General features: G+C 65.4%; 22 protein-coding genes. 13 read left to right on the top strand and 9 right to left on the bottom strand.

Annotation, left to right across the window (positions count from 1 at the left end):
* Positions 1–8: 8 nt before the first annotated feature.
* The 3 genes from ACMDCR_RS25000 (at position 9) to ACMDCR_RS24990 (ending at position 4,719) form a co-directional block, all read left to right on the top strand.
* The gene (locus ACMDCR_RS25000; protein ID WP_413989215.1) at positions 9–716 is read left to right on the top strand and encodes a response regulator transcription factor; all 708 of its coding nucleotides are present in this window, start codon (positions 9–11) and stop codon (positions 714–716) included.
* Positions 713–2,350 carry an ATP-binding protein gene (locus ACMDCR_RS24995; RefSeq protein WP_413989214.1) on the top strand — a complete coding sequence of 546 codons (1,638 nt, stop codon included), beginning with the start codon at positions 713–715 and terminating at the stop codon, positions 2,348–2,350. The genes ACMDCR_RS25000 and ACMDCR_RS24995 overlap by 4 nt, the downstream gene beginning before the upstream one ends.
* 584 nt (positions 2,351–2,934) lie before the next feature.
* Positions 2,935–4,719 carry a peroxidase family protein gene (locus tag ACMDCR_RS24990; RefSeq protein ID WP_413989213.1) on the top strand — a complete coding sequence of 595 codons (1,785 nt, stop codon included), beginning with the start codon at positions 2,935–2,937 and terminating at the stop codon, positions 4,717–4,719.
* On the opposite strand, the gene ACMDCR_RS24985 is transcribed toward ACMDCR_RS24990, so the two are convergent.
* Complete coding sequence (locus ACMDCR_RS24985) at positions 4,685–5,647, bottom strand: LysR family transcriptional regulator (protein WP_413989212.1); 963 nt, start codon at positions 5,645–5,647, stop codon at positions 4,685–4,687. The two genes, ACMDCR_RS24990 and ACMDCR_RS24985, sit on opposite strands and share 35 nt — an antisense overlap.
* A gap of 136 nt (positions 5,648–5,783) precedes the next feature.
* On the opposite strand from ACMDCR_RS24985, the gene ACMDCR_RS24980 reads away from it, so the two are divergent.
* A complete protein-coding gene (locus ACMDCR_RS24980) occupies positions 5,784–6,461 on the top strand; it encodes a glutathione S-transferase family protein (RefSeq protein WP_413989211.1) in 678 nt (225 codons plus the stop codon).
* Between the two features lie 95 nt (positions 6,462–6,556).
* Here the strand turns inward: ACMDCR_RS24980 and ACMDCR_RS24975 are convergent, their stop codons facing one another.
* The 3 genes from ACMDCR_RS24975 to ACMDCR_RS24965 all read right to left on the bottom strand — a co-directional run bounded on the left by ACMDCR_RS24975 (position 6,557) and on the right by ACMDCR_RS24965 (position 10,378).
* Complete coding sequence (locus ACMDCR_RS24975; protein WP_413989210.1) at positions 6,557–8,551, bottom strand: CocE/NonD family hydrolase; 1,995 nt, start codon at positions 8,549–8,551, stop codon at positions 6,557–6,559.
* A gap of 90 nt (positions 8,552–8,641) precedes the next feature.
* Positions 8,642–9,679 (bottom strand): FUSC family protein, encoded by a 1,038-nt coding sequence (locus tag ACMDCR_RS24970; RefSeq protein ID WP_413989209.1) that lies wholly within the window; start codon positions 9,677–9,679, stop codon positions 8,642–8,644.
* Between the two features lie 189 nt (positions 9,680–9,868).
* Positions 9,869–10,378 carry a hypothetical protein gene (locus tag ACMDCR_RS24965; protein ID WP_413989208.1) on the bottom strand — a complete coding sequence of 170 codons (510 nt, stop codon included), beginning with the start codon at positions 10,376–10,378 and terminating at the stop codon, positions 9,869–9,871.
* 295 nt (positions 10,379–10,673) lie between these two features.
* Here ACMDCR_RS24965 and ACMDCR_RS24960 point away from each other — a divergent pair, with 295 nt between their 5' ends.
* On the top strand, positions 10,674–11,639 hold the full coding sequence (locus ACMDCR_RS24960; protein ID WP_413989207.1) for a nucleoside hydrolase: 966 nt from the start codon (positions 10,674–10,676) through the stop codon (positions 11,637–11,639).
* 21 nt (positions 11,640–11,660) lie between these two features.
* Here the strand turns inward: ACMDCR_RS24960 and ACMDCR_RS24955 are convergent, their stop codons facing one another.
* Both ACMDCR_RS24955 and ACMDCR_RS24950 read right to left on the bottom strand, forming a co-directional pair.
* On the bottom strand, positions 11,661–12,293 hold the full coding sequence (locus ACMDCR_RS24955; RefSeq protein WP_413989206.1) for a LysE family translocator: 633 nt from the start codon (positions 12,291–12,293) through the stop codon (positions 11,661–11,663).
* Positions 12,294–12,409: 116 nt separating this feature from the next.
* Entirely contained in the window at positions 12,410–13,648 is a 1,239-nt protein-coding gene (locus tag ACMDCR_RS24950; RefSeq protein ID WP_413989205.1) for an NAD(P)/FAD-dependent oxidoreductase, read from the bottom strand.
* Between the two features lie 42 nt (positions 13,649–13,690).
* Here ACMDCR_RS24950 and ACMDCR_RS24945 point away from each other — a divergent pair, with 42 nt between their 5' ends.
* The 7 genes from ACMDCR_RS24945 to ACMDCR_RS24915 all read left to right on the top strand — a co-directional run bounded on the left by ACMDCR_RS24945 (position 13,691) and on the right by ACMDCR_RS24915 (position 22,352).
* Positions 13,691–14,590: a LysR family transcriptional regulator gene (locus tag ACMDCR_RS24945; RefSeq protein WP_413993713.1), complete on the top strand. Its 900-nt coding sequence runs from the start codon at positions 13,691–13,693 to the stop codon at positions 14,588–14,590.
* Between the two features lie 284 nt (positions 14,591–14,874).
* A complete protein-coding gene (locus ACMDCR_RS24940) occupies positions 14,875–16,017 on the top strand; it encodes an ABC transporter substrate-binding protein (protein ID WP_413989204.1) in 1,143 nt (380 codons plus the stop codon).
* Between the two features lie 154 nt (positions 16,018–16,171).
* Entirely contained in the window at positions 16,172–17,200 is a 1,029-nt protein-coding gene (locus tag ACMDCR_RS24935) for an ABC transporter ATP-binding protein (protein ID WP_413989203.1), read from the top strand.
* On the top strand, positions 17,197–18,141 hold the full coding sequence (locus tag ACMDCR_RS24930; protein ID WP_413989202.1) for an ABC transporter permease: 945 nt from the start codon (positions 17,197–17,199) through the stop codon (positions 18,139–18,141). Before ACMDCR_RS24935 ends, ACMDCR_RS24930 begins: the two co-directional genes overlap by 4 nt.
* The gene (locus ACMDCR_RS24925) at positions 18,131–19,018 is read left to right on the top strand and encodes an ABC transporter permease (protein ID WP_413989201.1); all 888 of its coding nucleotides are present in this window, start codon (positions 18,131–18,133) and stop codon (positions 19,016–19,018) included. Before ACMDCR_RS24930 ends, ACMDCR_RS24925 begins: the two co-directional genes overlap by 11 nt.
* A gap of 12 nt (positions 19,019–19,030) precedes the next feature.
* Entirely contained in the window at positions 19,031–20,461 is a 1,431-nt protein-coding gene (locus tag ACMDCR_RS24920; protein ID WP_413989200.1) for a gamma-aminobutyraldehyde dehydrogenase, read from the top strand.
* 244 nt (positions 20,462–20,705) lie between these two features.
* Positions 20,706–22,352 (top strand): AMP-binding protein, encoded by a 1,647-nt coding sequence (locus tag ACMDCR_RS24915; protein WP_413989199.1) that lies wholly within the window; start codon positions 20,706–20,708, stop codon positions 22,350–22,352.
* 19 nt (positions 22,353–22,371) lie between these two features.
* On the opposite strand, the gene ACMDCR_RS24910 is transcribed toward ACMDCR_RS24915, so the two are convergent.
* From ACMDCR_RS24910 to ACMDCR_RS24900, 3 genes are all read right to left on the bottom strand, one after another.
* The gene (locus ACMDCR_RS24910) at positions 22,372–22,647 is read right to left on the bottom strand and encodes a DUF1153 domain-containing protein (protein ID WP_284313151.1); all 276 of its coding nucleotides are present in this window, start codon (positions 22,645–22,647) and stop codon (positions 22,372–22,374) included.
* A 129-nt stretch (positions 22,648–22,776) separates the two neighbouring features.
* Positions 22,777–24,066 carry a chloride channel protein gene (locus tag ACMDCR_RS24905; RefSeq protein ID WP_413989198.1) on the bottom strand — a complete coding sequence of 430 codons (1,290 nt, stop codon included), beginning with the start codon at positions 24,064–24,066 and terminating at the stop codon, positions 22,777–22,779.
* A gap of 202 nt (positions 24,067–24,268) precedes the next feature.
* Positions 24,269–25,129 carry a DMT family transporter gene (locus ACMDCR_RS24900; protein ID WP_413989197.1) on the bottom strand — a complete coding sequence of 287 codons (861 nt, stop codon included), beginning with the start codon at positions 25,127–25,129 and terminating at the stop codon, positions 24,269–24,271.
* A gap of 132 nt (positions 25,130–25,261) precedes the next feature.
* Here ACMDCR_RS24900 and ACMDCR_RS24895 point away from each other — a divergent pair, with 132 nt between their 5' ends.
* Positions 25,262–26,680 carry a PLP-dependent aminotransferase family protein gene (locus ACMDCR_RS24895; RefSeq protein WP_413989196.1) on the top strand — a complete coding sequence of 473 codons (1,419 nt, stop codon included), beginning with the start codon at positions 25,262–25,264 and terminating at the stop codon, positions 26,678–26,680.
* The last annotated feature ends 202 nt before the right edge of the window (positions 26,681–26,882 follow it).

The following is a 26,882-nucleotide window of genomic DNA, read 5'->3' as shown; positions in this document are numbered from 1 at the left end:
ATTCATCCATGATGCCGCGCACCATTCTCATCGTTGACGACGACCCGCATATTCGCGAATTGCTGGCCTTCGCCCTCACCAAGGCTGGCATGACCACCCATGAGGCGGGTGACGGTGAGGAGGGGCTGGCAAAGGCCCTCAACCACAAGCCCGACCTTGTTATCCTCGATATCAACATGCCGCGCATGGACGGGCTCGAGGTCTGCCGCCGCCTGAAGGTGCATGGCGATATGCCCGTGCTCTTTCTTTCCTCGCGCGATGACGAGATCGACCGCGTGCTCGGCCTGGAGATGGGCGCCGACGACTATGTCGTAAAGCCGTTCTCGCCCCGCGAAGTGGTCGCGCGTGTCGGCGTCATTCTCAAGCGGGCCGGTGCGAAGCCCGTGGCGGCCGCTGCCCCTGCGGCCCTGGCGCGTGGCCTGCTGCATCTGGATCCCGAGGGCTGGCACACGCAATGGGACGGGCAAGCCATCGGCCTGACCGCCAAGGAATTCCAGCTCCTGCAGATCCTCGCCGCCACGCCCTCGAAAGTCTTCTCACGCGACGAGATCATCGACCGCCTGCACGGGCCGGGCTTCGCCATCACTGACCGTACCATCGACAGCCACATTCGTCATATCCGCCAGAAATTCTCGGGCGTGGGAGCGGAGGATGTGATCGAGACCCGGGCCGGCATCGGGTACAGCATCGGCGCCTGCACAGGCAAGGCGGCGTGACGGCGCCGATCCTTGCGCTGAAGGACGCCCTCAAGGCGCGCTGGCCGGCACTGCGCCTGCGCTCCATCCTCCTCGGCGTGCTGCTCTTCACCGCGTTGATGCCGGGCCTCGGCGCCATTTTTCTGCGCGTCTACGAAAATGTGTTGGTGCGTCAGACCGAGGCGGAGCTGATCGCGCAGGGCGCGGCCTATGATGCCGCCTTCGATCTTGCCTGGCCCGGCCCGAAGCCCCCACCGCCTCAGCCACTCGCCGGGGGCAACAGCCGCTCCATGGGCCGCCCGGAGACCTCGCCGGCGGACGCCTACTTCACGCCAGAACCGCTCACCATCGATCTCAATACCATGCCGATCCTGGTGCAACGCCCCCAGCCCATCGATACGCCGCTCCAGCCCGACCCGGAGGCGCTGATGGCGGCCGGGCAGATTGACCCGCTGATCGCCGAGACCCGGCGCACCACGCTGGTGGGCGCCGTGATCCTGGACGCAAAGGGGGTGGTGCTCTCGCCGACATCCCTGGCCGGCAAGAGCTATGCCTTTTTGCCCGAGGTGCAGTCGGCCATGGCGGGGCGGTCGCAATCGGTGCTGCGCCGGCGCGGCGACTATCAGCGGCGCTACGCCTTCGAGGTCCTGAGCCGGGCGTCCGCCATCCGCGTGCACTATGCCAGGCCCATCAAGGTCGGTGACCGCACGGTGGGCGTGCTGCTGCTCTCGCGCTCGCCCCGCGCGCTGTTCCGTGGCATCTATGACGATCTCGGCAAGATCGCGTTCGGCTTCTTCATCATCGTCTTCGTGATTATAGGCCTCGCCGGCCTTCTCTCGCGCGCCATCGCCAAACCGATCGAGCAATTGACGCAGGCGAGCGCCCATGTCGGCCGCGGCGGCAGCGAGGTGCCGCCGACCCCGGCCACTGCCACCATCGAGATCCGCGCCCTGTTCGACAATTTCCGCCGCATGGCCCGGCAGATCGACCAGCGTTCGCGCTATCTGCGCGACTTCGCCGCCGCCATGAGCCATGAGTTCAAGACCCCGCTGACCGGCATACGCGGGGTGCTGGAACTGCTGGATGAGCATGGCGATACGATGAGCGCGGCCGAGCGGCGCCACTTCATCGCCAATGCCGAAGGGGACGCAGAGCGCCTGTCTCGCCTGGTGGCACGCCTGCTCGAACTCGCGCGCGCCGACATGGGCGACATCGACGAGGCCGCCTCGACCCCGGTGAGAGAGGCCGTGCTCCACATCGCCGATGCCCAGCGTACGCCCGATTTCGCAATCGAGACGAGCATCGGGCCAGACCTGCCCGAGGTCAGCGTGCCCCCGGAAGTGCTGGAGGCCGTGCTCACCACACTGATCGAGAACAGCCGGCAGGTCGGTGCCCGCAAGGTGACCATCGCGGCGGCCGGCATCGATGGCCATCTCGATCTCACAGTCTCCGACGATGGTCCCGGTGTGCCGCCAGCCGATCGCGAGCGCCTGTTCGAGCCCTTCTTCACCACCAGGCGGGGGCAGGGCGGCACGGGCCTCGGCCTGCCGATCGCCCGCTCTCTGCTCGCCAATAGCGGCTCCAGCATCGATTTCGTTGAGAGCGCGGAGGGGGCCTGCTTCCGGCTCAGCCTCAGAAAGCGCGGGCAGGCCTGAGCTGCGCGCCCTCGCGCGGGCTGATGATTGTGCGTTTGTCGCCGCCCCGCGCCATAACTGCGAATGATAATATTCATGGTGCCGGATAATAGACGACATCCCGTGAATCACGCAACGGTCACGCGCATCTTATATAAAATGCAATCATAGATTGTATCAGGCCGTATGGTGTCATTTCTGGCACTGCTTGACCTTCGGACTTGCTCGGATCTGCAGATGCCAACAGACGTAATGTTGGCAAGAGGTTCCGTTTTATTTCTGAACGAGATTCCGAATTTAACGGCTCAAGCACAATGGGAGGGGAATAAAATGACGGCTCACCGCAAGGCGGTTCCCGCTGCGACCTTCATTCCCCCGAGCATCCGTCCATCCTGCCCCCATCCTGAACCTTCGCCTATTTGGCGGCTCCTGGCGCCGACACCGCGTCACAGCGCCTCCTGATCACACCCCCTGATTACGCCCCTCTGGGGCAATGAAGACCGGCCGGGAAGACCCCGGTCGCCGGCCGGGATCTGCTGTGCCGCTGCGATCTCGCTCGCCAGCGGAGCAGCGCCTGCAACCTGAAACCTTGAAGGGAGATGACGATGACCATTGTGTTCAAATCGCATGGCGGCAAGGAAACGGCCGCCCAGCCGGTCGCCGCCACCAATCGCATGGGCCTGGCGCCCACGGGCGGCGACATCGCAGTCGACGAGCAGGCCGACTTCGGCTTTTTCCTCCCGCCGCTCGACGCACCCGAGAATTATCTGCCGGCGGCTCAGGCCACGGTCGATGATCTCGACGAGCTCGGCAATCGCATGATCGATGCCGGCGTCGAGAGCCCCTCCGGCGATTCGACCCTGCCACCGGTCTTCACTTATTGGGGCCAGTTCCTCGATCATGAGCTGACTCTGCGCACCGATCGCGAGGGCGGCATCACCAATATGGCGAGCCCCCACCCGCCGCAATCCTCCTCGATCGTCGAGAAGCAGCTGCGCAATGCGCGCACGCCGCGTTTCGATCTCGACAGCGTCTATGGCGGCTCGCCCTTCGGGGAAGGCGTGTCCGCGGATGTCGTCAGCGTCATTTCCGGCATGCGCCACCCGACATTGCACAACAAGATGCGCGTCGGTACGGCGATCGGGCCGTCGGAACTGCCCGATGCGCTCGACGAGCATCGTGACCTGCCGCGTTACACCCAGGTGCAGCAGGCCGTGCTCGATGCGGCAACCCGTCTGGCGCAGGCTTCGCTTCCGGCCGCCGATGCGCAGGCTTTCCTTGAGAAACTGCCGCAGCGGGCGCTGATCGGCGACGCGCGCAACGACGAGAACCTGATCGTCGCCCAGTTCCATCTCAGCTTCCTGCGCTTCCACAACAAGGTGGTCGATTATCTCGCCGGCCACCAGACCGGCTGGATCCCCGACTTCGGCTCGGCGCAGATGCTCACGCGCCTGCATTACCAGTGGCTGATCGTCGAGGGCTATCTCAAGGGCGTGTGCAACCCGACTGTGGTCGACGCCGTCGTGGCCGACCGGGCCTCGCATTTCTTCCGTTTCCGCGCCGAATATGATGGACGCCACACCGGTACCCGGCTCGGCAACGCGATGCCGCTCGAATTCTCGGCGGCGGCCTATCGCTTCGGCCATTCCATGGTGCGCGGCGCCTATGACTACAACCGCAGCTTCGGGCGAGGGACCCCGCCGACAAACATAATACCCGCCGCCTCCCTGGACCTGCTGTTCGGTTTCACGGGCGGAGGCGGCCGTCTCGACACGGACAAGAGGCTGCCACACAATTGGGTGATTGATTGGTCGCGCTTCCTCGGCACCAATCCCCATGACAGCGCCGACGGTCAGCCCTCGAGACAGGCCCGCAAGATCGACACCGGCCTCGCGCCGCCCCTGGGCAAGATGGTAAAGGAAGGCAATGACGCCGGCCTGACGCAGCAGCTCAAGGATCTGTTCAAGAACCTGGCGCGCCGCAATCTCCGGCGCGGCTATAATCTGCGCCTGCCGACCGGCCAGGCCTTGCATGCCTATCTCAAGGGCCATGGCGCAGTGCAGTCCGGGCCGATTGCCGATGTAAGCACCGTCTTCGCCATCGGCAAGCCGGCGCTGGCCGCCTTCCTGCTGGGCTCTGGTTCGGGCCTGCATCAGCGCACGCCGCTGTGGTTCTATATCCTGGCGGAAGCCGAAGCCGACGGCGGCAACCGCCTCGGTGAACTCGGCAGCTGGCTGGTGGCCTCGACCTTCGTCGGTGTCCTGCTCGCCGACCCCGACTCGGCGCTCTCGCGCGGCTTTACACCGCAGCAGAGCCCCCTGCGCATGCCCGACAACAGCACCATCGATTCCATCGTCAAGTGGATGAAGTTTGCGGCTGTAATGCAATAGCGTCCGGCACTCTATCCAGCGGGCGGGCACGGCCTTCGAACAGGTCACGCTCGCCCGCGAGACCGTTTCCGACGAGATCGAAAAAGGCCCGCACGCGGCCGGTACCCTTCAGATCTGCGTGGGTGACGATCCACAGTTCGCCCGCCAGTTCCGAGATGGGTTGCGCCAGGGCGCGTACGACGCCCGGATCGCCATCGCCGAGATAACAGGGCAGGAGCGCCATGCCGATACCCGCCTTTGCTGCCGTGAGCTGGTTAACCAGGCTGTTGGTGCGATAGACGATCGGCTCGCTCGGCATGGTGCTGGCGAGCCAGCCCGCCGCCTGGATGCCGCTGGTCGTCTCCTCCCAACCGATCAGGGCCTCGCCTGCCAGCGCGCCAGGCGTTTCCGCCGCCCCGCCCATCGCCTGGATACGGTCGGGCGAAGCGTAGAAACACCAGGCGACACCGGCGAGCTTGCGGCCCCATAGATCGCCCTCTGTGGGCCGGATCGGGCGCAAGGCAATATCGGCCTCGCGCCGCGACAGGCTGAGCACGCGGTTGTCGATGGCAAGCTCCACCAGGATGCCGGTATGGGCCCTTCGGAAATCGGCTAGATGGCGGGTAAGCCGGCTGTAGGCCAGCGTTTCGGAGGAGGTGACCCGCAGCCGGCCGGAGAGGCGGTGGTCGCGGCCGGCAATGTCGCGATCGAGAGCGAGAGCCTCGTCCTCCATCCGCTCGGCCGCAGCCGCCATGCGCTCGCCCGCCGACGTTGCCCGATAGACGCCGCCCGGCAGGCGCTCGAAGGTGCGCACACCGAGCCGCGCCTCCAATATGTTGAGGCGGCGAAAGGCGGTGGAATGATCGATCAGGAGCGCCTTGGCCGCAGCGGTCAGGCTGCCGCTGCGCTGGATGGCGAGGATCAGACGCAGTTCGTTCCAGTCTTGCATGGGCCGACCATAGCAGCCCGAGTGCTTGCAGTCACGCAAGTACTGTTGGTGCACTCCCAAGGCCACTTGCAATATCGCCAGGACTAGACTGGTTCCGATGAAACCGCCCGCGTCGGGCGACAATCGGAGACATGCCATGACCGAACTTACGCTCGTCAGCCATCATCTGTGCCCCTATGTGCAGCGCGCCGCCATCGCCTTGCTGGAAAAGGGGGTGCCGTTCCGGCGGCGCCTGGTGGACCTGGCCCACAAACCCGACTGGTTCCAGGCCCTCTCGCCTCTCGGCAAGGTGCCACTGCTGCTGGTCGAAGCGCCGGGAGAGAGCCAGGCGGTGCTGTTCGAGAGCAACGTGATCTGCGAATATATCGAGGAGACCGCAACGGGACCGAAATTGCACCCAACCGACCCGCTTGAACGGGCGCGGCGTCGGGCCTGGATGGAGTTCGGCTCCGCCATCCTCGGCGATGTCTGGTCGCTGGAGACGGCTCGCAACCAGGATGGCTATGAGGAGGCAAGGCGCAAGATCGCCGCCAAATTCGCTCGCGTCGAAGACGTTCTTGGCGAAGGACCTTTCTTCGCTGGCGGCGGCTTCAGCCTGGTCGATGCCGTCTTCGCGCCGATCTTTCGTTATTTTGACCTGTTCGACGATCTGGCAGGGCCGGCGCCTTTCGCTGACTTGCCTCGCATCGTGGCCTGGCGCCGGGCTCTTGCCGGGCGGCCGAGCGTGAAGGCGGCCGCCGACGCGGACTATCCGCAACGGCTGCGGGACTTCCTCGTCCGGCACGAGGCCTTTCTCCTCATGCAGGCGGCGTGAAGGCTGGCGCATGTCCTTTGAAGCTTGGCGGCATCGGTCTGGTCGCGGCCGGCATCGCCGCGCCGAAGTTCGCAGCCAACTGAGGCCTGCGGGTGCTACACCAGCCTGCGCGGGATCGACTCGCGGAAATTCCGCTCCGCAATTTCCACCCAGCCCTGGAAAGCCCGCACTCGCGCCGTGATCTCGAAGGCGTCATGGGTGCCGATCATGCGGGCTTCGACCTCGATGCGAAATTCCATGTCGTCGCAGGTAAGGGTGCAGACATGGCTCACCGCCTGGCTGGCACTGTGGGGCTCGCCGTCGCGGATCGAGAATTCGCGCCTGAGCTTGTGGGCGAAATCGGTGGCGATCTCCTCAAAGCGCACCGGCGCACTGCCGAAGGCGTCGCCGTCGACGACAAGACGGGCGGTGCCGCCGATGAGGTCGAGGCTGAAGACGCGTTCGGCCTTTGGCGCGTGCGGGCGTTCGGCTGGGCCCGTTTCGGCCATGCTGACAGGCTCGAAGCTCAGCGCGGCATCCTCGCGGCGGGGGCGGCGCACGGGCAGGATCAGTGCGGCCTCGCCCGTGCGGATCGTCAGCGTCGCCTGGTCCTGCGCCGGCCAGACCGTCGGCCAGGCCGAGGTCGAGATCGCCAGGCGAATGCGATGGCCGGCTACGAAGGCGTGAGCACAGTCGTTGAGCCTGATGCGCACCGTCTCGAACGCGCCCGGCACCAACGGCGCCGGCTTCGCATGGCCGGTGCGATGCGTCAGGTTGAGGATGGCGTAGGAAACGCGTTCGGAGGAGCCATCCGGCGCGACGTCGCACAGGCGCAAACAGATCTGCGCCGTCGGTGCGTCGGAAGCCAGTTCCAGCACCAGTTCGGGGGCGCCGAGGATTTCGGTCCTGTCGGCAAGCTCCTTGGAATCGAAGACGAGCGAAAGGCCGTCGTCGAGGCGCTGGTCGGCTGGCGATTCGCCGGGCAGGCCGGAGCTCATCCATTCGCCGGCGCCCGCGCCGCACCAGAGCGGAGAGCGGATCGCAAGCTCGGCCGAAGGCGCCGGCCGCCACCAGAGCTGGCCGGGCGAGAGGAACATCGGCCGCCTGGTGATCAGGCGTGAAGGCCAGGACGCCTCGCCGATCCAGCGCCCTTCACGCCCCTCCTGCGACAAGCTGCGCTCCTGCATGAAGGCGCGCAGCATCGGTTCGGCCATGATGCCGTTGTCGCGGTCCTTGAGCCAGTGGTCCCACCAGCGCAGCGCCTCCTCCAGGAAGCCGATGGCAGGTCCCGGTGTGCCCTGGTGCGGATAGTGATGCGCCCAGGGGCCGATAAGCCCGAGCCGCGGCCCGGCGAGGTGCTCGAGCAGGCGCGGAATGGCGTTGGAATAGGCGTCCGCCCAGCCGCCGACGGCGAATACCGGCACCTCGATGCGCGACCAGTCCTCGCGGACCGAACCCTGTTCCCAATAGGCGTTGCGGTGCTGCTGCGCGGCCCAGGTGGCGGGAAAGAAGGGAAGGTGGTCGAGACGCTGCTCCCAGGCCTGCTTCCAGCTCCCCCCATAAAGCGAGGGCGTCGGCGGCAGGGCCTGCCAGGCCATCATGGCCGAGCCCCACCACAGATTGTCGGAGAGCAGGGCGCCGCCCATGAAATGCACATCGTCGGCATAGCGATCGTCGGTGGAGCACACGGATATCACGGCTTTCAGCGCGGGCGGGCGATGGGCCGCGACCTGCAGGGCGTTGAAGCCCCCCCAGCTCTTGCCGATCATGCCGACCTTGCCATCGCACCACGGCTGGCTGGCCAGCCAGGCGATCACCGCGCAGGCATCCTCCTGCTCGATCGGCAGATATTCATCGTCCAGCAAGCCCTCGCTGTCGCCGGAACCCCGCATGTCGACGCGGATGGCGGCATAGCCGCGCGCGGCGAACCAGCCATGCATGGCCTCGTCATGCGAACGAGTACCATCGCGCTTGCGGTAGGGGATATATTCGAGGAGGACTGGCACCGGGTGCCGCTCCGCGCTCTCAGGCAGCCAGAGCCGGGCGGCGAGTTTTACGCCGTCGGCCATGGGGATGGTCAGATGTTCGATGGTGCGGACCGGATGCTGCATGCGAGACTCAACCCTTGTCGATCAGGCCTCATAGCATGGAGGCGTCTCCTGGGCGATTGGCGGTGGTCGAAGCGGGCGTTGCCTCGCCCTTCAGGAAGGTAGTCCCGATTGCCCGCCGGCTTTCTGCGCAAAGCGTCGCCAGACGACCTCGGTCAGGACCACGGCGATGACGCCGAAGGTGCCACCCGTGAGCACGTTGGCCACTCGCTCTTCGGCAATCCCGCTTGCTCCGCCGGCGAATGCCGCCGCGAGGGTAATGAAAAAGCAGCGCGAGCCGAATCCCACGACGTAACGGGAGAAGGCAATGAGGGTGAGTGTCGTCGCAAGCACGGCAAAGGAATAACCGACCCGGCTTGCCGGCAAGGCCAATCCCACGAGAAGGCCAAGCGGCACGCCGACGATCGCCCCGGTGGCTCTGAGCTTCAGCTTGCCTGTGGATGCCGTCAGGTCTCCCACCACCACGCTCGCCGCCGACCACATCACCCATTGACCCTGGGCGAGATTGAGGACTTCCACCAGCGCTGCTGCGGCGAACACCGCAATGGCGGTCGCCGAAGCGGGGAGCAGCCAGTCGTGCGAAGCCGGTCCATAAGTGGCGGGAGATGCGGCGGGCCTGTTTCGGCGGTCATAGATCTGCACGGCACAGACCAGGGCTAGCGCTATCGGCGAGAGCGCCACGACGACGCTAGCATGCCGCCAGGCTTCCGCCGGGCTCACCTGCTCACGCACCTCGCAGGCGAGATAGACAGCCGGAATGAACACCCAGTTTCCCATGGTGCGCAGGGCGTCGCCGTAGCGCGTCACCGCCACGGCGAGGAAGCCCGTGAGCGCCGTGAGCATTACGAAGAGCGGTTTCACCGGGGCTGCCAGGAAGAGGGCGACAAAGGTGATGAGAATGGCGAGGAACTGGAAGACCACCATCTTCCCGGTAAGCTGGAGCTTCAGCGCGGGGATGAGAAGGGAGATGGCGATAAGGCCCAGGCTGAGCAGAGCCGGATCACCTGAGAGGAAATAGGCTGCCGCCAGGGGGCTGATGACCGCCAGTGCCCTCAGCAGGTCGCCGGCCTTCACTTCCCGGACGAAGACATCGTGCAGTTTCGTGACAAACGGGGCCTTTGCCGCATTCACGGGAATTCACCGTCGCTGGTGGAGACGAAGCGCACCTTGGTTAGCATGATGAGGAACGCCGATGTCATCCCGGCGCCGTTCCATTTTCATGGTCCCGACACGCATGACGCTACTATAAACCCGTGTGAGGGCAATCGTTAATCGCGCAGGTGAACGGAATTCGAGCTCAGGCGCCGTGAATAGGCCTCGTCAATGCGTCGTCGCGGAGGGCGGCTTCATCCGCGTCATGACATCGAGCGCTCCGGCGCTCACCGGGGCGATGAAGAGGCCTGCACGCGCCATCGCCTTGGCGAGCGCCACGGTGGCTTCGAGCGCCTTGCCGAGGCCATCACTCTTCAAGAGATGCGAGGCGGCGGAGAGGAGCTGTACGCGGTCCTCGCGCTGGGCGGCATCGACCATGGCGAGGATCAGGCATTCGTCGCGGCAGAGCGCCCGGCAGGCGGCGGGGCGCCAGCCGATCTCGTTGGCCGCATGGGCTCGCAAGGTGCGGGTGAAATGGTGGAACTCGCCGAAGAGCGGCTTGGCATTCTCCTCCGGCATTTCCCTGGCCAGCGCCTCCCAGGCGATGTCCCAGCAAGCCGCATCGCTGGTGGCAAAACCGGCCATCCAGCAGCGATAGACGGAAAACAGGAGGTTCTCGGCGGGCGCATCGACATGGTAGCCGACGGGCCGCGCGGCGGCGGGGCTTGGCAGGGGCATGGTCCGATCCTTCAATCCGCAGGGTTCAAGGCCCTGGCATTGGTGCGGAACCATTGGAACATGGCAGGATGGCGGATTCAAGAAAAAATCTTTTATTTTCAATAGTTTATAAGGATTCCAGAGTGGGTGCGGAGTTCCCGGGTGCGCGGACATCCTGTCCGCATCTCCCTTGCCTCGGGCCGGTATCGTTTCCAAAATGCGGACAAGATGTCCGCGAACCCGGGAACTCCTGGCATTGACTTCCCTCTGGCGCGGGCGCAGACGACAGTCTCCCTCTCCTGTCCCGGTTGCCGACATGCCTGTCCAGAAAGTCATCTATGACACCGATCCCGGCGTCGACGACGCCATGGCGCTGTTCTTCCTGCATTACCATCCCGAGATCGACCTGATCGGCATCACCACGGGCCATGGCAACGCCTCGGTGGAGATCACGACCCGCAACGCCCTCTACCTCAAGGAGCGGTTCGGCATTGGGGCGCCGGTTGCGCGGGGAGCCGCCGGGCCGGTGAGCGGACAGGACGCCCATCATGCCAGCGGCGTGCATGGCGAGAACGGTCTCGGTGAAGTCGTAGTGCCCGAGGACATCAAGGCGCAGGCGATCGACATGCCGGCCCATCGCTTCATCATCGAGACGGTGCGCAAATATCCCGGCGAGGTGCGCCTCCTGGCGGTCGGCCGCATGACCAACCTGGCGCTGGCGCTGCGCGAGGATCCGGAGATAGCGGGCCTCGTCAAGGATGTCGTGATCATGGGGGGCGCCTTCGGCTTCAAGGGCCATCTCGGCAATGTCACGCCCTGCGCGGAGGCCAATATCTATGGTGACCCGCAGGCGGCCGAAGAGATGTTTGCCGCGCACTGGCCGATCAGCGTGATCGGCCTCGACGTTACCCATGAAGTGCTGATGACGCAGCACTACCTGCGCACGCTCGCCACGGAGGCGGGCGAGGTCGGCCAGTTCATCTGGGAGATCTCGCGCTTTTACGAGAATTTCTATCTCAAGAAGGGGCTTGCCGGTATCTCCGTTCATGACGCCTCGGCGGCGATCTATCTGGTGGCGCCCGACCTGTTCGAGACCCGCCAGGGCCCGATCCGGGTGGTGTGCGAGGGGCTCGCCTTCGGCCAGACCGTCCAGCGCCCCGACAATGTCGGCTTCCCTCCGAACGGCTGGGACGGCCGCCCTTCGCACGCGATCTGCACGGAGGTGAAGGGGCCGGACCTGCTGGAGCTTTATCGCGAGACGCTGCTGAAGGCGGTGGCCTGATACGATCGGTTGTCGAACATTTCAGCGAGCGACGGTCGCCAGCGTCGCGGCAGCCGACGCGGCGAGAATTGCCGCGAACGATAGATTGACGAGCCGCGAGATGACCGGCCGCTGGAGCAATCGGGCGAAGGAGGCCCCAGCGATCGACCAGCCTGCATGAATGAGCACGATCATGATCGTCAGCACGGCGGTCTTGATCAATGATTCCGAGCCTTCGGATCCCAGGCCCAGCCGGGCGCCCGCAAACACGGCGGCTATCGCCACATAGGCCTTGGGATTGGCGAGCGCCAGCAACAGCCCGCCTGTGAAGGCCGGCGCGGCAGCCTCGCCATCGGCCTTGGCCAGGGGCGGGGCGGTCGCGATCTTGTAGGCGAGATACAGAATATAGATCGACGACAAACCGATCAGCCAGGGGGATAGGCGCGGCTGCGACAGCAGGATGGAAGCCAGACCCGCGGCGACGCACAAGAGCACCACGCAAGTGCCGAGGATAATTCCCGCCAGATAAGGCAACGAGCGCCGCAATCCGAAGGCGCTGGCAATCGCGGTGACGCTGATCGTCGATGGACCAGGACTGCCCATTACCACGAGAGAGGCCAGCACGAGCGAAAGCAAAGCCGGCCCTATTCCGGCCGGGAGGAAGGGTTGCCCCATGGCTTGAAACCCCTAACGCCGTTGTGATGCGGAAAACCTAGTTCAACGGTATCGGACCCGTCTTGAAGGTTTGTGCGGGGAGGTACCCCGCACCTTCCTGCAATCGTTCTTGCGCCTCAGCGTGCGATGTCGCCGGGTGATTGCGTCAGCCACGCCTCGATTCCCTTTGCTGCGGCTATGCCGGTGGCGAAACAGGCTTGCAGGAGATAGCCGCCAGTCGGGGCTTCCCAATCGAGCATCTCGCCGGCAACGAATGTACCCGGAAGCCTGCGCAGCATGTAATGCCGGTCGATCTCCGCGAACGCGATGCCGCCCGCAGTGGAAATCGCGCGATCGAGGCCGCGCTGGCCGGTGACGGTGAGGGTTGCACGTTTGATCAGCCGAGCCAGTTCGATCGGTTCTGCCGGCAGGCTCCCGCCGGTGGCCTCGCGCAGAACGCCGATGGCGACAGGCGGCAGTTTCGCCGCCTTGCGCAGGAAGGTCGAGAAAGATTGGCCGCCGCGTGGGCGAGCCAGATGTCTTACGAGGGCGTCCTCGCCTAAATCGGACCTGAGGTCGATCCAAAGCCGCGCCTGCCCGTGGAGCGCGATTGCCTCGCGGATGGGCCGCGACAGGGCGTAGATGACGCCGCCTTCGAGGCCGCGCTCGGTGATCACGGCCTCGCCTCGGCGGCTTTCCCCGCCGAGGCCGACGGCGATGCGCTTCAGCGGCTCGCCGGCGAATTTCTCGCGGAAGACCGCGCTCCATCCGATCTCGACACCGCTGTTGGAAGGCGCGAGTTCGCTGATGGAGACCCCCTTCGCGCGCAGCTGCGGCGCCCAGCCCCCGTCCGAGCCGAGCCGCGGCCAGGAGGCGCCGCCCAGGGCAAGCAAGGTGGCTCGTGGCGACAGCAGGGTGCTCGCTCCGTTCGCCTCCGTGAAGGCGAGGGCGCCCTCGCTATCCCAGCCGGTCCACAGGGAATGCGAGCGAAGCGTCACGCCGAGGTCGCCGAGCCGCGCCAGCCACGCACGCAGCAAAGGCGAAGCCTTGAAGCTTTCGGGGAAGACGCGGCCGCTCGATCCGATGAAGGTCTTCTGACCCAATCCTTCGGCCCAATCGCGCAGGTCCTGCGGCGTGAAGGTCCGCAGCGCCGGTTCGAGGAAGGCGCGCGCCGGGCCGTAGCGGGTGAGAAAGTGCTCGAGGTCCTCGCTGTGCGTAAGATTCAGTCCACCGCGTCCCGCCAGCAGGAACTTGCGGGCCGGGGAGGGCATGCGCTCATGGATCGCCACCCTATGGCCGCTCTTCGCCAGCCGTTCCGCTGCGATCAGCCCCGTCGGGCCGGCGCCGATGATGATGATGTCGCTGGGGACGGCCAAGGGCTCTCTTTATTTCCGTATCTGTCTATGCTCACTGCCCTCATGGCCTTTTCGTTCCGCCAAATCCAGTATTTCGTCGCCGTCGCCGAGAACGGCGCGGTGTCGCGCGCCTCGCATGAATTGTCGATCTCGCAGTCGACGGTGACGGAGGCGATCCGCGAGCTAGAGGGCGATCTCGGCTTTTCCCTGTTCGAGCGCCGGGCCCATGGTGTGGAACTCACGCTCAAGGGCCACCAGTTCCTGCGCCATGCACGCAAGATTCTCTCGGAGATCGCCGACGCGCGACGGGCCCTGCGCAGCGAGACAGCGCCGGTGGAGGGGCGGCTCGCGCTCGGTGTCACGCCCCTTGTGGCGGCCTATGTGCTGCCTGACCTACTTGCCCGTTTCCGCCGCGCCTTCCCCAACGTGGTGGTGGAGATCGTCGAGGATGGGCGCGACTATCTCGACCACCTCCTGGTGGGCGGCGAGCTCGATGTCGCCGTGATGGTGGCGGGTACGGAGAAGAGCGCGCCGGCCTTGCATGTCGAGACGATGGAGGCCTCGCCCTACCGACTCTGGCTGCCGATCGGCCATCGCCTCGCGGAGGCCGAAGGCATCGGCATCGGGGATCTTGCCGAGGAGCCATTCGTGCTGCTGATGCTCGACGAGATCGCCGAGGCGGCCGAATATGCCTGGCGCCGCGCTGGCGTGCGCCCGCCGGTGGCGATCCGTACGCGCTCGGTAGAGGCCGCGCGCAGCCTGGTGGCGACGGGCGCGGGTGTCGCGATCTTGCCCGAGCTCACCTATCGGCCCTGGTCGCTGGAGGGCGACAAGATCGAAGCCCGCGACCTCATCGAGACGCTGGCGCCGGTGGAGGTGGTGATCGGCTGGCGCCGCGGCTCGCCGCTCGATCCTATTGTTGAACAGTTCGTGGCGGTGGCAAGGACTTACAGGCGGCGGTGACGCTGGGAGCTTTTCCCGGGTGCGCGGACGTCCCGTCCGCATCTTCCTATCCTCAACGCAATCGGTTCCAAGATGCGGACGAGACGTCCGCGGACCCGGGACGAGACTTCCGCGCTCCCAGCGATCCCTTGCCTTTCCTATCGGTTTTTCCGATATCTTCAATCTCCCGAATGGTGTGGCGCCCCTCGCCAAGCCGAGTCATTCTGGCGATAATCCGAAAAACGACCAAAAAACATCAAGCACCATTCGACGTTCAATCTGACGGCAACCAGAGGGAAGACATCATGTCCAGGGTTAAATGGATCTTGGCGCTCGCCGGCGTCGCGGCTTTGGCCGTGCCAGCGCTTGCGGCGGAACTCGGCAAGGGAGAGGGCGAGGTCGATATCATCGCCTGGCCCGGCTATATCGAGCGCGGAGAGACCGACAAGAATTACGACTGGGTCACCGAATTCGAGAAGAAGACGAGCTGCAAGGTCAATGTGAAGACCGCCTCGACCTCGGACGAGATGGTCGCCCTGATGAACGAGGGCGGCTATGACCTCGTTACCGCCTCGGGCGATGCCTCGCTGCGCCTCGTCGCCGGCAAGCGCGTGCAGGAGGTCGACACCTCGCTGATCCCGAGCTGGAAGACGGTGGACGAGCGCCTGCAGAACGCGCCGTGGCACACGGTCGGAGGCAAGCACTACGGCGTGCCCTATCAGTGGGGCCCGAACGTCCTGATGTATAATTCCGATGTCTTCAAGGAGGCGCCCAAGAGCTGGAGCGTGGTCTTCGAGGAGCAGAACCTGCCGGACGGCAAGTCCAACAAGGGTCGCATCCAGGCCTATGACGGCGCCATCTATATCGCCGACGCCGCGCTCTATTTGATGTCCAAGAAGCCGGAACTCGGTATCAAGGATCCCTATGAGCTGAACGAGGACCAGTACAAGGCGGCGCTCGACCTCCTGCGCCAGCAGCACGCCCTGATCCAGCGCTATTGGCACGACGCCAATGTGCAGGTCGACGACTTCAAGAACGAGGGTGTCGTCGCCTCCGGCTCCTGGCCCTTCCAGGTCAACCTGATGCAGGCCGACAAGAAGCCGATCGCCTCCACCATTCCCGCCGAAGGCGCCACCGGCTGGGCCGATACCACCATGATGGCGGCGGAAGCGGCCCATCCCAACTGCGCCTATATGTGGCTTGAGCATTCACTGGAGCCAAAGGTGCAGGGCGATGTCGCCGCCTGGTTCGGGTCGCTTCCTGCCGTGCCCGCGGCCTGCAAGGCTTCGACCCTGCTGACGGATACCGGCTGCCAGACCAATGGCTATGACAACTTCTCCAAGATCAAGTTCTGGAAGACGCCCATTTCCAAATGCACCACGCAGAACACCTGCGTGCCCTACTACCGCTGGGTCACTGATTACATCGCCGTGATCGGCGGGCGGTAAAACGGGGCGCGGGTCTTCAGACCCGCCTGTTCCCCCGACGTTGCAAGGCCAGGCGGGTCTGAAGACCCGCCCCCCAATTCCTGGGACCGCAGGCGTCTCGCCTGCGATCCCAGGAAGCGGCGGCGTCTCCTGTGCTCCATTTTCATTCGGAACCATGGCTTCTTCCTCATCCACCCCCGCCGTCTCCTTCCGCGGTGTCGAGCGCCATTTCGGCTCCGTGCGCGCGGTCGACGGCGTCGATCTCGACATTGCGCCGGGCGAGTTCTTCGCCATGCTCGGTCCTTCCGGCTCGGGCAAGACGACGTGCCTGCGCCTGATCGCCGGCTTCGAGCAGCCGACGGCCGGCCATATCGAGATCTTCGGGGAGACGGTGGAGGGCATGCCGGCCTACCGGCGCCCGGTGAACACGGTCTTTCAGGACTATGCCCTGTTTCCGCATCTCAATATCCTCGACAATGTCTGCTACGGGCTGATGGTGCGGGGCGTGGCCAAGGAGGAGCGCTACCGCCAGGGGCGGGAAGCGCTTGCCCTGGTCAAGCTCGCAGGCATGGAGACCCGCAAGCCCGGCCAGCTCTCGGGCGGCCAGCGCCAGCGCGTGGCGCTGGCCCGTGCCCTGGTGGTGCGGCCCAAGGTGCTGCTGCTGGACGAACCGCTTGGCGCCCTCGACCTCAAGCTGCGCGAGGAGATGCAGGGCGAGTTGAAATCGCTGCAGCGCTCCCTCGGCCTGTCCTTCGTTTTCGTCACCCATGACCAGGGCGAGGCCCTGTCGATGGCCGACCGCGTCGCTGTGTTCAACGACGGGCGCATCGTGCAGGTGGCGAGCCCCGAGGATATCTATGAGCGCCCGGCCACGCGCTTCGTCGCCGATTTCGTCGGCAGCTCCAATGTGATCGAGCCGGCGCTGACCAGGGCCTGGATCGGCGTCGACAAGCCGGCGAGCCTGCGGCCGGAGAAGATCGATCTTCTGGCGGATGGTGCCGGTGCCGCCGGAGGCGTGGTGGTCGCCGGGACCATCACGCAGGTGCTCTATCACGGCGCCATCAACCGCGTGGAGGTGACGACGGATGGGGGCGGGCGGCTGCTCGCCGCCGTGCCGGCTTCCTCGCCCGTGCGGCCGGCCCAGGGCGCGCCCGTGCGCATCGCCTTCTCGCGCGATGCCCTGCATGTGATGGAGGGCGCATGAGCCTGACAGCCGCCATTGCTGCGCCCCGCGAGACCTGGTTGCGCCGCGTCTCGGACGTGCTGGTGGCCCGGCGCGGGCTCTATCTGATGCTGCTTCTCGTGCCTCCCCTTCTATGGCTCGGCATCGTCTATCTCGGCTCGCTCTTCGCCCTCCTGATGGAGAGCTTCTATTCCATCGACGAGTTCTCCGGCACCATCGTGCGAGAGCCGACGCTGAAGACCTATGCCGAGCTGTTCACGCCGGCCAATCTCGACGTCATCCTGCGCACGTTCTCGGTGTCGGTGATCGTCACGCTGCTCTCGGCGGTGATTGCCTATCCCATCGCCTATTACGCTGCGCGCTATGCCAGGGGCCGGGTGAAGGCCGCCTTCTACCTCGCCGTCATGATGCCCCTGTGGTCGAGTTACCTGGTCAAAGTCTACGCCTGGAAACTTCTGCTCGCCAAGGAAGGCATCGTCGGCTGGGTGATGACCGAACTCCGCCTGTCCTGGCTGCTCGATGCCTGGCTGAGCCTGCCGGTGGTGGGCGGCCCCTCGCTCTCCGTCAGCTATACCGGCATGGTGCTGGTGTTCCTCTATCTGTGGACGCCCTTCATGATCCTGCCGCTGCAGGCCGCGCTCGAACGCGTGCCCGGCTCGCTGATCGAAGCCTCGGGCGATCTCGGCGCCCATCCGCGCCAGACCTTCTGGAAGGTGATCTTCCCCCTGGCACTGCCCGGGCTGATCGCCGGGGCCATCTTCACCTTCTCGCTGACGCTCGGCGATTACATCGTGCCGCAGATCGTCGGGCCGTCCTCGCTGATCCTGGGACAGGTGGTCTATTCGCAGCAGGGAAATGCCGGAAATATTCCGTTGGCGGCCGCCTTCTCGGTCGTGCCGATCGTAATCATGGGTGTGTTCCTGACGATCGCCAAGCGGATGGGGGCGTTCGATGCACTCTGACACTGGGAGCGCGGACGTATCGTCCGCTCTTGGAAACGATGCGCGCAAGGGAAGGGCGAGCGGACGAGACGTCAGCGCTCCCAGGAGCCCTCTCTCCCTGCGCCTCACCGCTGGTGCCGGCCTCGTCTTCCTTCACCTGCCGCTGCTCTTCATCATCCTCTATGCCTTCACCACGGAGGAGAATTCCTACCAATTCCCGCCGCCCGGCTACACGCTGAAGTGGTTCTCCGTCGCCTGGAACCGGCCGGACGTCTGGAACGCGCTGTCGCTTTCCTTCCGTGTCGCGCTGATGTCGACGGCGATCGCTCTTATCCTTGGAACGCTGGCTGCGGCGGCCCTGTCTCGCACCAGGTTCTTCGGCAGGGAATCGATCTCGCTGCTGCTGATCCTGCCCATAGCGCTGCCCGGCATCATCACCGGCATCGCGCTGCGCTCGGCCTTCCATCAGGCCGACATCCCTTTCACCTATTGGACAATCGTGCTTGGCCACGCGACCTTCTGCATCGTCGTCGTCTACAACAATGCGGTCGCGCGCTTCCGCCGTCTGTCGCCGTCGCTGATGGAAGCCTCGATGGATCTCGGCGCGGACGGCTTCCAGACCTTCCGCTATGTGGTGCTGCCCGCCATCGGCACGGCGCTGCTCGCCGGCGGCATGCTCGCCTTCGCCCTGTCCTTCGACGAGGTCATCGTCACCACCTTTACGGCCGGCCAGCAGCAGACGCTGCCGATCTGGATGTATGACCAGTTGATCCGCCCCCGCCAGCGCCCCGTCACCAACGTCGTCGCTGTCATCGTCATTCTCGTCACGGCGCTGCCCATCCTCGCGGCTTACTACTTCACGCGCGAGGGTGAAAACATTGCTGGTTCAGGCAAATAGGAGAAAGATCTCATGCTCGATACCAAGATGCTGATCGGGTCGAAATTCATCACCGGCACGGAGTCGCCGGAGAAGGTGCTCAACCCCAAGACCGAGGACACGCTGATCGACCTGCCGGAGGCCTCGGTCGAGCAGATCGACGCCGCGGTCGAGGCGGCCGACAAGGCCTTCGCCACCTGGTCGCGCACCACGCCGGCCGAGCGCTCGGCCCTTCTCCTCAAGCTTGCCGACGCTATCGAGAAGGATGCGGAGGCCTATGCCACGCTGGAGGCGCTGAACTGCGGCAAGCCGCGCATCCGCGTGCTGCAGGACGAGATCCCCGCCATCGTCGACTGCTTCCGCTTCTTCGCCGGCGCCGCCCGCACCATGCACGGCCTGGTGGCCGGCGAATACATCCCCGGCCATACCTCGATGATCCGCCGCGATCCGATCGGCGTGGTGGGCTCAATCGCGCCCTGGAATTATCCCCTGATGATGGCGGCCTGGAAGCTCGCCCCGGCGCTGGCCGGTGGCAATACGATCGTCATCAAGCCGTCCGAACAGACGCCGCTCACCATGCTCAAGCTTGCCACCGCCATCGCCGAGATCTTCCCGGAAGGTGTGGTCAATGTGGTGGTCGGCCGCGGCGAGAGCGTCGGCAACGCGCTGATCCACCACCACAAAGTCTCGATGGTCTCGCTGACCGGCGACGTCGCCACCGGCAAGAAGGTGCTGCAGGCGGCGTCCAAGACCATCAAGCGCACCCATCTCGAGCTTGGCGGCAAGGCGCCGGTGATCGTGTTCGACGATGCCGATATCGAGGCCGTGGTCGAGGGCGTGAAGATCTTCGGTTATTACAATGCCGGCCAGGACTGCACCGCCGCCTGCCGCATCTACGCGGGAAAGAAGGTCTACGACAACCTCGTCGCCGATCTCTCCGCCGCCGTGAAGGGCCTCAAATACAACCAGCCCAACGATGACGACAACGATATCGGCCCGCTGATCTCGGCCCGCCAGCGTTCGCGCGTCGCTTCCTTCGTCGAGCGCGCCACCGAGCACAAGCATATCGAGATCGCGGCCGGCGGGCATCTGGCCCCCGGCAAGGGCTTCTTCTACGAGCCGACCGTGGTGGCCGGCGCTCTGCAGTCCGACGAGATCGTGCGCCGCGAAGTGTTCGGCCCGGTGGTCTCGATCACCCGCTTCGACGATGTCGAGGAGGCGCTGGCCTGGGCCAATGATTCCGACTACGGCCTGGCGTCCTCGGTGTGGACGCGCGACGTCACCAAGGGCATGCAGATGGCTTCGCGCCTGCAATATGGCTGCACCTGGGTGAACTGCCACTTCATGCTCACCAACGAAATGCCCCATGGCGGCGTGAAGTCCTCCGGCTACGGCAAGGACCTCTCGATGTATGCGCTTGAGGACTACACCGTGGCTCGGCATGTGATGGTGAAGATGGGGTAATTTGGAATGGCGATCACTGCTCGCCATTCCCGGAAGCTGTACGTTTACGAGAGAGGGAAGATGGCGGTCGGTGACCGCCGCTCCATTCTTCTCCCGTAACGGTAGCAGCTTTCCAAGGCTTCACGCGACCGGCACTTGCCCGGCTCAGCAAAAGCGGCATGATGTCCTCAACGACAAGTGTTTCGGAGGAATCATGGCGGTTTCGTCTGCCCAGAAACCCTGGCTGGCTTCCTATAGTGGAGAAATGAAATCCCATGTTGAGGAGGTGCCCTACAGGCTGCTAGGCGATATCGCTGTTGAAAGGGCCAGGGAAACGCCGAGCAAGGTCGCGTTCACCTGCGTCATGCCCAATGGCATGCAGGGTTCACTGACCTATCGCGAAGTCGACCAGCTTTCGGACAAGTTCGCCGCCTATCTTCACGCCGAGTTGCGCCTGCCGCCGGGCTCGCGCGTGGCGATCCAGGCGCCTAACGGCCTCTCCTATCCCGTTGTTGCCTTCGGTGTGTTCAAGGCTGGCTGTACGCTCGTCAACATCAATCCGCTCTACCAGGCGGAGGAGGCCGCCGCGGTCTTCGCCGATGCCGGTATCTCGGTATTGGTTGTCATCGATATGTTCGCCGACCGCACCGCCAAGTCTCTCGCCGCGGTGCCGGTGAAGACCGTAATCTTCGTCGGCGCAGCCGAGTTTTTTCCGGCTTTCCCCCGCACCTTGATTGGCCTCGTCCAGAAACATGTGCGCAAGGAGATCCCGGCGGCGGGCTTCCCCCATATCCGCCTGCCGCAGGCGCTGGCGCTCGGCAGGGCCAAGATGGCACGCGGCCTCAAGGTCTCCGACATCACCGAGACCATCCTGCCTTCGGCGATCGCCTGCCTGCAATACACCGGTGGGACCACGGGTGTCAGCAAGGGCGCCATGCTCACCCACGCAAACCTGGTCATGAATGTGCTGCAGGTGCTCTATTTCGCCGGCAGCAAGATCTCGCAGGCCGACACCATCCTCACGGCGCTGCCGCTCTATCACATCTTCGCCTTCATGGTGAATTTCCTCACCTTCACGGCCCGCAGCGCCCATGTTGTCATGGTGCCCAATCCCCGGCCGCTGACCAATCTGAAGACGGCGTTCGAGAAATACCCGATCAGCTTCATCACCGGGGTGAACACGCTGTTCAACGGGCTGCTCAACGAGGCCTGGTTCACGACCATGCCCCACCCGCATCTCAAGATCTGCATCGCCGGCGGCATGGCCCTGCAGCAGGCGGTGGCAACGCGCTGGCAGAAGATCGTCGGCGTGCCTCTGGGCGAGGGTTACGGTCTCACCGAGACCTCGCCCGTGGTCTGCTTCAATCCGCTCGGTTCCGGCCATAACGGTTCGATCGGCATACCGATTCCCGATACCGACGTGACCTGCGTCGACGACGATTTCAACGAGGTTCCCCCCGGAACGCCGGGGGAGCTGGCGGTGCGCGGGCCGCAGGTGATGACAGGTTATTGGCGCCGGCCCGACGAGACAGCCAAGGTGATGCGCGGCGACTGGATCCTCACCGGCGACATCGCGACCATGGATGAGACCGGCTATTTCCGCATCGTCGACCGGCGCAAGGACATGATCCTGGTCTCCGGCTTCAACGTCTTCCCGAACGAGGTGGAGGATGTGCTGGTGAAGTTGCCGGGCGTGAAAGAGGCGGCGGTGGTCGGGGTGCCCGACGGCGCGGCGGGCGAGGCGCCCAAGGCCTTCATCGTGCGCACCGACGCGACGCTGACGGCCGAGGCGGTGAGGGCCTATTGCAGGCAGCATCTCACCGGCTACAAGGTGCCGAAATTCGTGGAGTTCCGCGAGGACCTGCCGAAGAGCAATGTAGGCAAGATCCTGAGGAAGGATTTGCGGGGGTAGTCCGCGCTCCCAGCGACAGCTACTGCCTGTAATGCTGGATGCGCGTGGTGCGCAAGCCCGCCAGGCCATGGCGGTCGATCGAGGCCTGCCAGCTCAGGAACTCTTCCGTGGTCAGCACATAGCGGCTGCAGGCTTCCTCCAGGCTCAGGAGGCCGCCGCGCACGGCGGCGACCACCTCGGCCTTGCGCCGGATCACCCAGCGCTGCGTGCCGGGCGGAGGAAGATCCGCAACCGTCAACGGGCTGCCGTCCGGGCCGATAACATATTTCACCCGGGGGCGAAGAACTTCGGTCATGGGTACGCTCACACAATTCGAATGACCATGCGAGCTTGAAATTAGGGCCCCCAACTTAAAAATTGTTGAAGGAAATCTCGAAAAACACCGCTCATTGCGCGTAATGCCACAAATCTGCAACAAGCTGAATCAGGCCTTAACTTCTCGGGCTTGCTTGTCTAGCTGGGCAGTCGGCATGAAAGCCTTCGACAAGGCGTGGTAAAGACGCTCGCGGCAGACGAGGGCGGAGACGCCGTCGGCGATGATAGCGGCGGCAAGCAGCGGCAGCACCATGGCGCGGCTGTCGGTCATCTCGGAGATGATGATCACGGCCGTCAGCGGCGCACGCACCACGCCGACGAAATAGCCGATCATGCCGAGCAGCACGACGGCGCCGAGCGGCTGGCCAGGGAAGATCCAGGCGAGGAGATTGCCGACGCCGGCGCCCGTGGCGAGAGAGGGCGCGAAGATGCCGCCGGGCACGCCGCTCAGCATGGTCACCAGGGTGGAGAAGAACTTGGCCGGCCCGAACCAGAGGGGCTGGGCATGCGACTCCACCAATTGACGGGCCGCGTCATAGCCGGCGCCCCAGGTTGCGCCCCCCGTGCCGATGCCGGTGAGGGCCACCAGCAGGCCGCACAGGGCCGCCAGCAGCATGGGTTTGCGCCGCAAGGCCACAATGGGTGCCGATGTCGTGGCGCCGAAGCTCAGCACAGCCTTGGAAAACATCCCGCCGCAGAGGCCGCCGAGCACGCCCGCGAGGGGTGCGATGAGGAGCGAGGCCTTGAGCGACAGCATCTCGTGCACGGCGCCGAAATAGACATAGTCGCCGGCAATGCCCAGGCTCACCAGGCCCGAGATCATCACCGCCGCCATGGCGAGCAAAGCCAGGCGTTGGTGGTAGGAGGCGGCAAGCTCCTCGATGGCGAAGGCGATGCCGGCCAGCGGCGTGTTGAAGGCGGCCGAGACGCCCGCCGCCCCGCCCGCGATCACCACGGCGGCGGACAGTTCGATCTTCAGCGAGCGGTGCATGAAGGCCATGATGGCGGCGCTGATCTGCACCGTCGGCCCCTCGCGCCCGACCGAGGTGCCGATCAGCAGCGCGCCGACGGTTGCCGCGAATTTGAACGCGGCGGTCTTCATCGAGATCAGGCCGGAGGCAACCGCGTGGCCGGGATCCTCCGAGCCGGCGCTGACCTGTGGAATCCCGGAGCCGCGCGCCAGCGGCGCGAAGCGGCGGGTGAGGTAGACGAGGAGCGCAAGGCCGGCAGGGGTGACGATCACGGGCGCATAAGGCGCTTTCCCGACCAGTACTTCGAAGAGCTTCGAGGCCTGGTCGGCGCTCCAGGCAAAGGCCAGCGCCACGAGTCCGAGGATGATGGCGCCGGCGGTCGTCGCAGTGCGGCGGCGTAGCAACACCGGAAAGTTGCGGGGTGTCATCGGAAACGCAAATCCTTCGTTGCGTTCCTGTCATAGAGATGCGGCGGCGCGGGGCAAGGATAGAGTCCCGGCTGCGACGTTATTGACGCCAACTGCGCAGAGCGAGGCGCGCCAAACGCGGAGTGGCGATTTCCAATCGCCATCTTCCTGTGTTGTAAAGCGCAGCGTTCCCGAGATTGGCGGTCGGAGACCGCCACTCCCATCAGGCGTAGCGCTTGGCTCCGGCCACGCAGACGACCACGCCCGCCGCCACCGCCCAGACCATCAGACCGACCTGTTCGTGCAGCAGCAGGGCCGCCAGCGCCAGCGACAGGAAGGGCTGCAGCAGTTGTAGCTGGCCGACGGTGGCGATGCCGCCCTGGGCGAGGCCGCGATACCAGAACACGAAGCCGATCAGCATCGAGAACAGCGAGACATAGGCGAGCGCCGAGAGTGCCGGCCAGCCGATCGCAGCGGGATTGCCGGGGGCCCAGGTGAGGGCGAGCGGCAGCATCACCGGCAGCGACAGTGCCAGGGCGAAGGAGATCACCTGCCAGCCACCGAGCGTGCGCGACAGGCGGGCACCTTCGGCATAGCCGAGGCCGCAGACCAGGATGGAAGCGATCATCAGCCCATCGCCCCAGGCATCGCCCGCGCTGCCCTGGCTGAGGGCGAACAAGGCCACGATGGCGGCGCCGGCGAGCGAGAACAGCCAGAAGCCGAAGCGCGGGCGCTCGCCGCCGCGCAGCACGCCGAACACGGCGGTCGAGAGGGGCAGCAGCCCGATGAAGACCGTGGCGCGCGCGGAGGTGATGCTCTGCAAGGCGAGGGCGGTGAGCAGGGGGAAGCCGACCACGCAGCCGAGCGCCACGAGGGAGAGTGAGCCGATCTGACCGCGGCGCGGCCATTTCTGCTTCAGGAGCAGCAGGAGGGCGATGCCGATCAGCCCGGCGATGGCGGCGCGGGCGGTGGTAAGGAAGAGCGGCGTGAGGTCATGCACGGCGATACGCGTCGCCGGCAGCGAGCCGGAGAAGATCGCCACGCCCAGAAACCCGTTCAGCCAGCCGGCCGTCTTGTCGTCCATCGTCTTACGCTTTCACTTGCTTGCAGATATGGGCGCCTCGTCACACCCCAACCTTCCCAGAATCGCACTGGCCAGAACAGGGACAGGCCAGTACAATCACGCCAAACTGTACTGGACATGTGAGGGGTACACATGCTCGACCAGACCAAGGCTGGCACATTGATCGAACTCGCCATGGCCGAGATCCGGCGGCTGGCCGCAGCGGCGCCCGGCGTGCGCCTGCCCTCCATCCGGCGCCTCGCCGAACGCCAGCGGGTTTCCAAATCGACCATCGTCGAGGCCTATGACCGGCTGGCAGCCGAGGGCGCGGTCGAGGCCCGGCCGGGTTCCGGTTTCTTCGCGACGACACGGGTAAGGCCCTTCGCTCCTTCGGAAAACACGCCGAAGCTCGACCGCGCCATCGATCCCCTCTGGATCTACCGCCAGGCGCTGACGCCGCGGGCGGGCGTGCTGCATCCGGGTTGCGGCTGGCTGCCCGACAGCTGGCTGCCGGATGACATCATCCGCCGCGGCCTGCGCGCCGTGGCTCGGGACGAGGGCGCGAACCTGTCGGCCTACAGCCTGCCGCAGGGCTTCTGGCCACTGCGCGAGCATCTCGCCCGCCGCCTGGTCGAACGGGACCTTGCGGTGGACCCCGCGTCGATCCTGCTCACCGATTCCGGGTCGCGCGCCATCGATCTCGTCTGCCGCTTCCTGCTCCAGCCCGGCGATACGGTGCTGGTCGACGATCCCTGCTATTTCAACTTCCAGGCCATGCTGCAGGCCCAGCGCGCCCGCATCATCGGCGTGCCCTATACGCCGCACGGGCCCGACCTCGACCATTTTGCCAGTCTCTGCGCCGAACACCGCCCCCGGCTCTATCTGACCACGGCGGTGCTGCACAATCCCACGGGCGCGACGGTGAGCGTGGGCACCGCCCACCGCCTGCTCAAGCTCGCCGAGCAGCACGACCTCATCCTGGTCGAGGACGCCATCTTCACCGATTTCGAGGCCCGCCCCTCGCCGGGACTGGCGGCGCTGGACGGCTTCGAGCGGGTCATCCATCTCGGCAGCTTCTCCAAGACGCTGACGGCGGCCCTGCGCTGCGGCTATGTGGTGGCGCGGGCCGACTGGATCGAGGGCCTGACGGACCTGGCGCTCGCCACCGGCATCGGCTGCAGCGACATCGCGGCCCAGACCACCTTCCGCCTGCTCACCGACGGCAGCTACCGCCGCCACCTCGAAGCCCTGCGCCCCCGCCTCGCCAAGGCGATGGCCGCGACATCAGACCGGCTGCAAAGCCTCGGCCTCACCTTGTGGACGGAGCCCGAGGCCGGCATGTTCCTCTGGGCCGAACTCCCCGAAGGGCTGGACTCGGCCACGATCGCTATGCGCGCGCTGGAGAGGGACGTGGTGCTGGCGCCCGGCAACATCTTCAGCGTCTCGCAGAACGCCAGCCGCTTCCTGCGCTTCAACGTGGCGCAGAGTGGGGACAAGCGGTTGTTCGACGTGCTGGGGAATATACTGGGATCGGAGGCATTTCAGCCTGCCAGCGCCGACTTTGCGAGGTGAGGGCGCGCCAAACGCGGAGTGTCGATCTCCACAACCACATCGGCCAAAGCCGATGTGGTGAGATCGACATCTTGGAAACGCCGCGTGTGCCGGAAGGGGGGATGTCGATCTGGAGATCGACACTCCAATCCTGCGCCTCATATCGCAAAGTGAGCGCCCACGGGCACCACTGCCTGCTGCATCAGGCGCGGAGAAATCGAGA

It is taken from the genome of Labrys okinawensis (assembly GCF_047345005.1).
Taxonomy (GTDB): Bacteria; Pseudomonadota; Alphaproteobacteria; order Rhizobiales; family Labraceae; genus Labrys; species Labrys okinawensis.
Note: the sequence above shows the minus strand (reverse complement) of the source record. Positions and strands in the feature narration are given on the sequence as shown.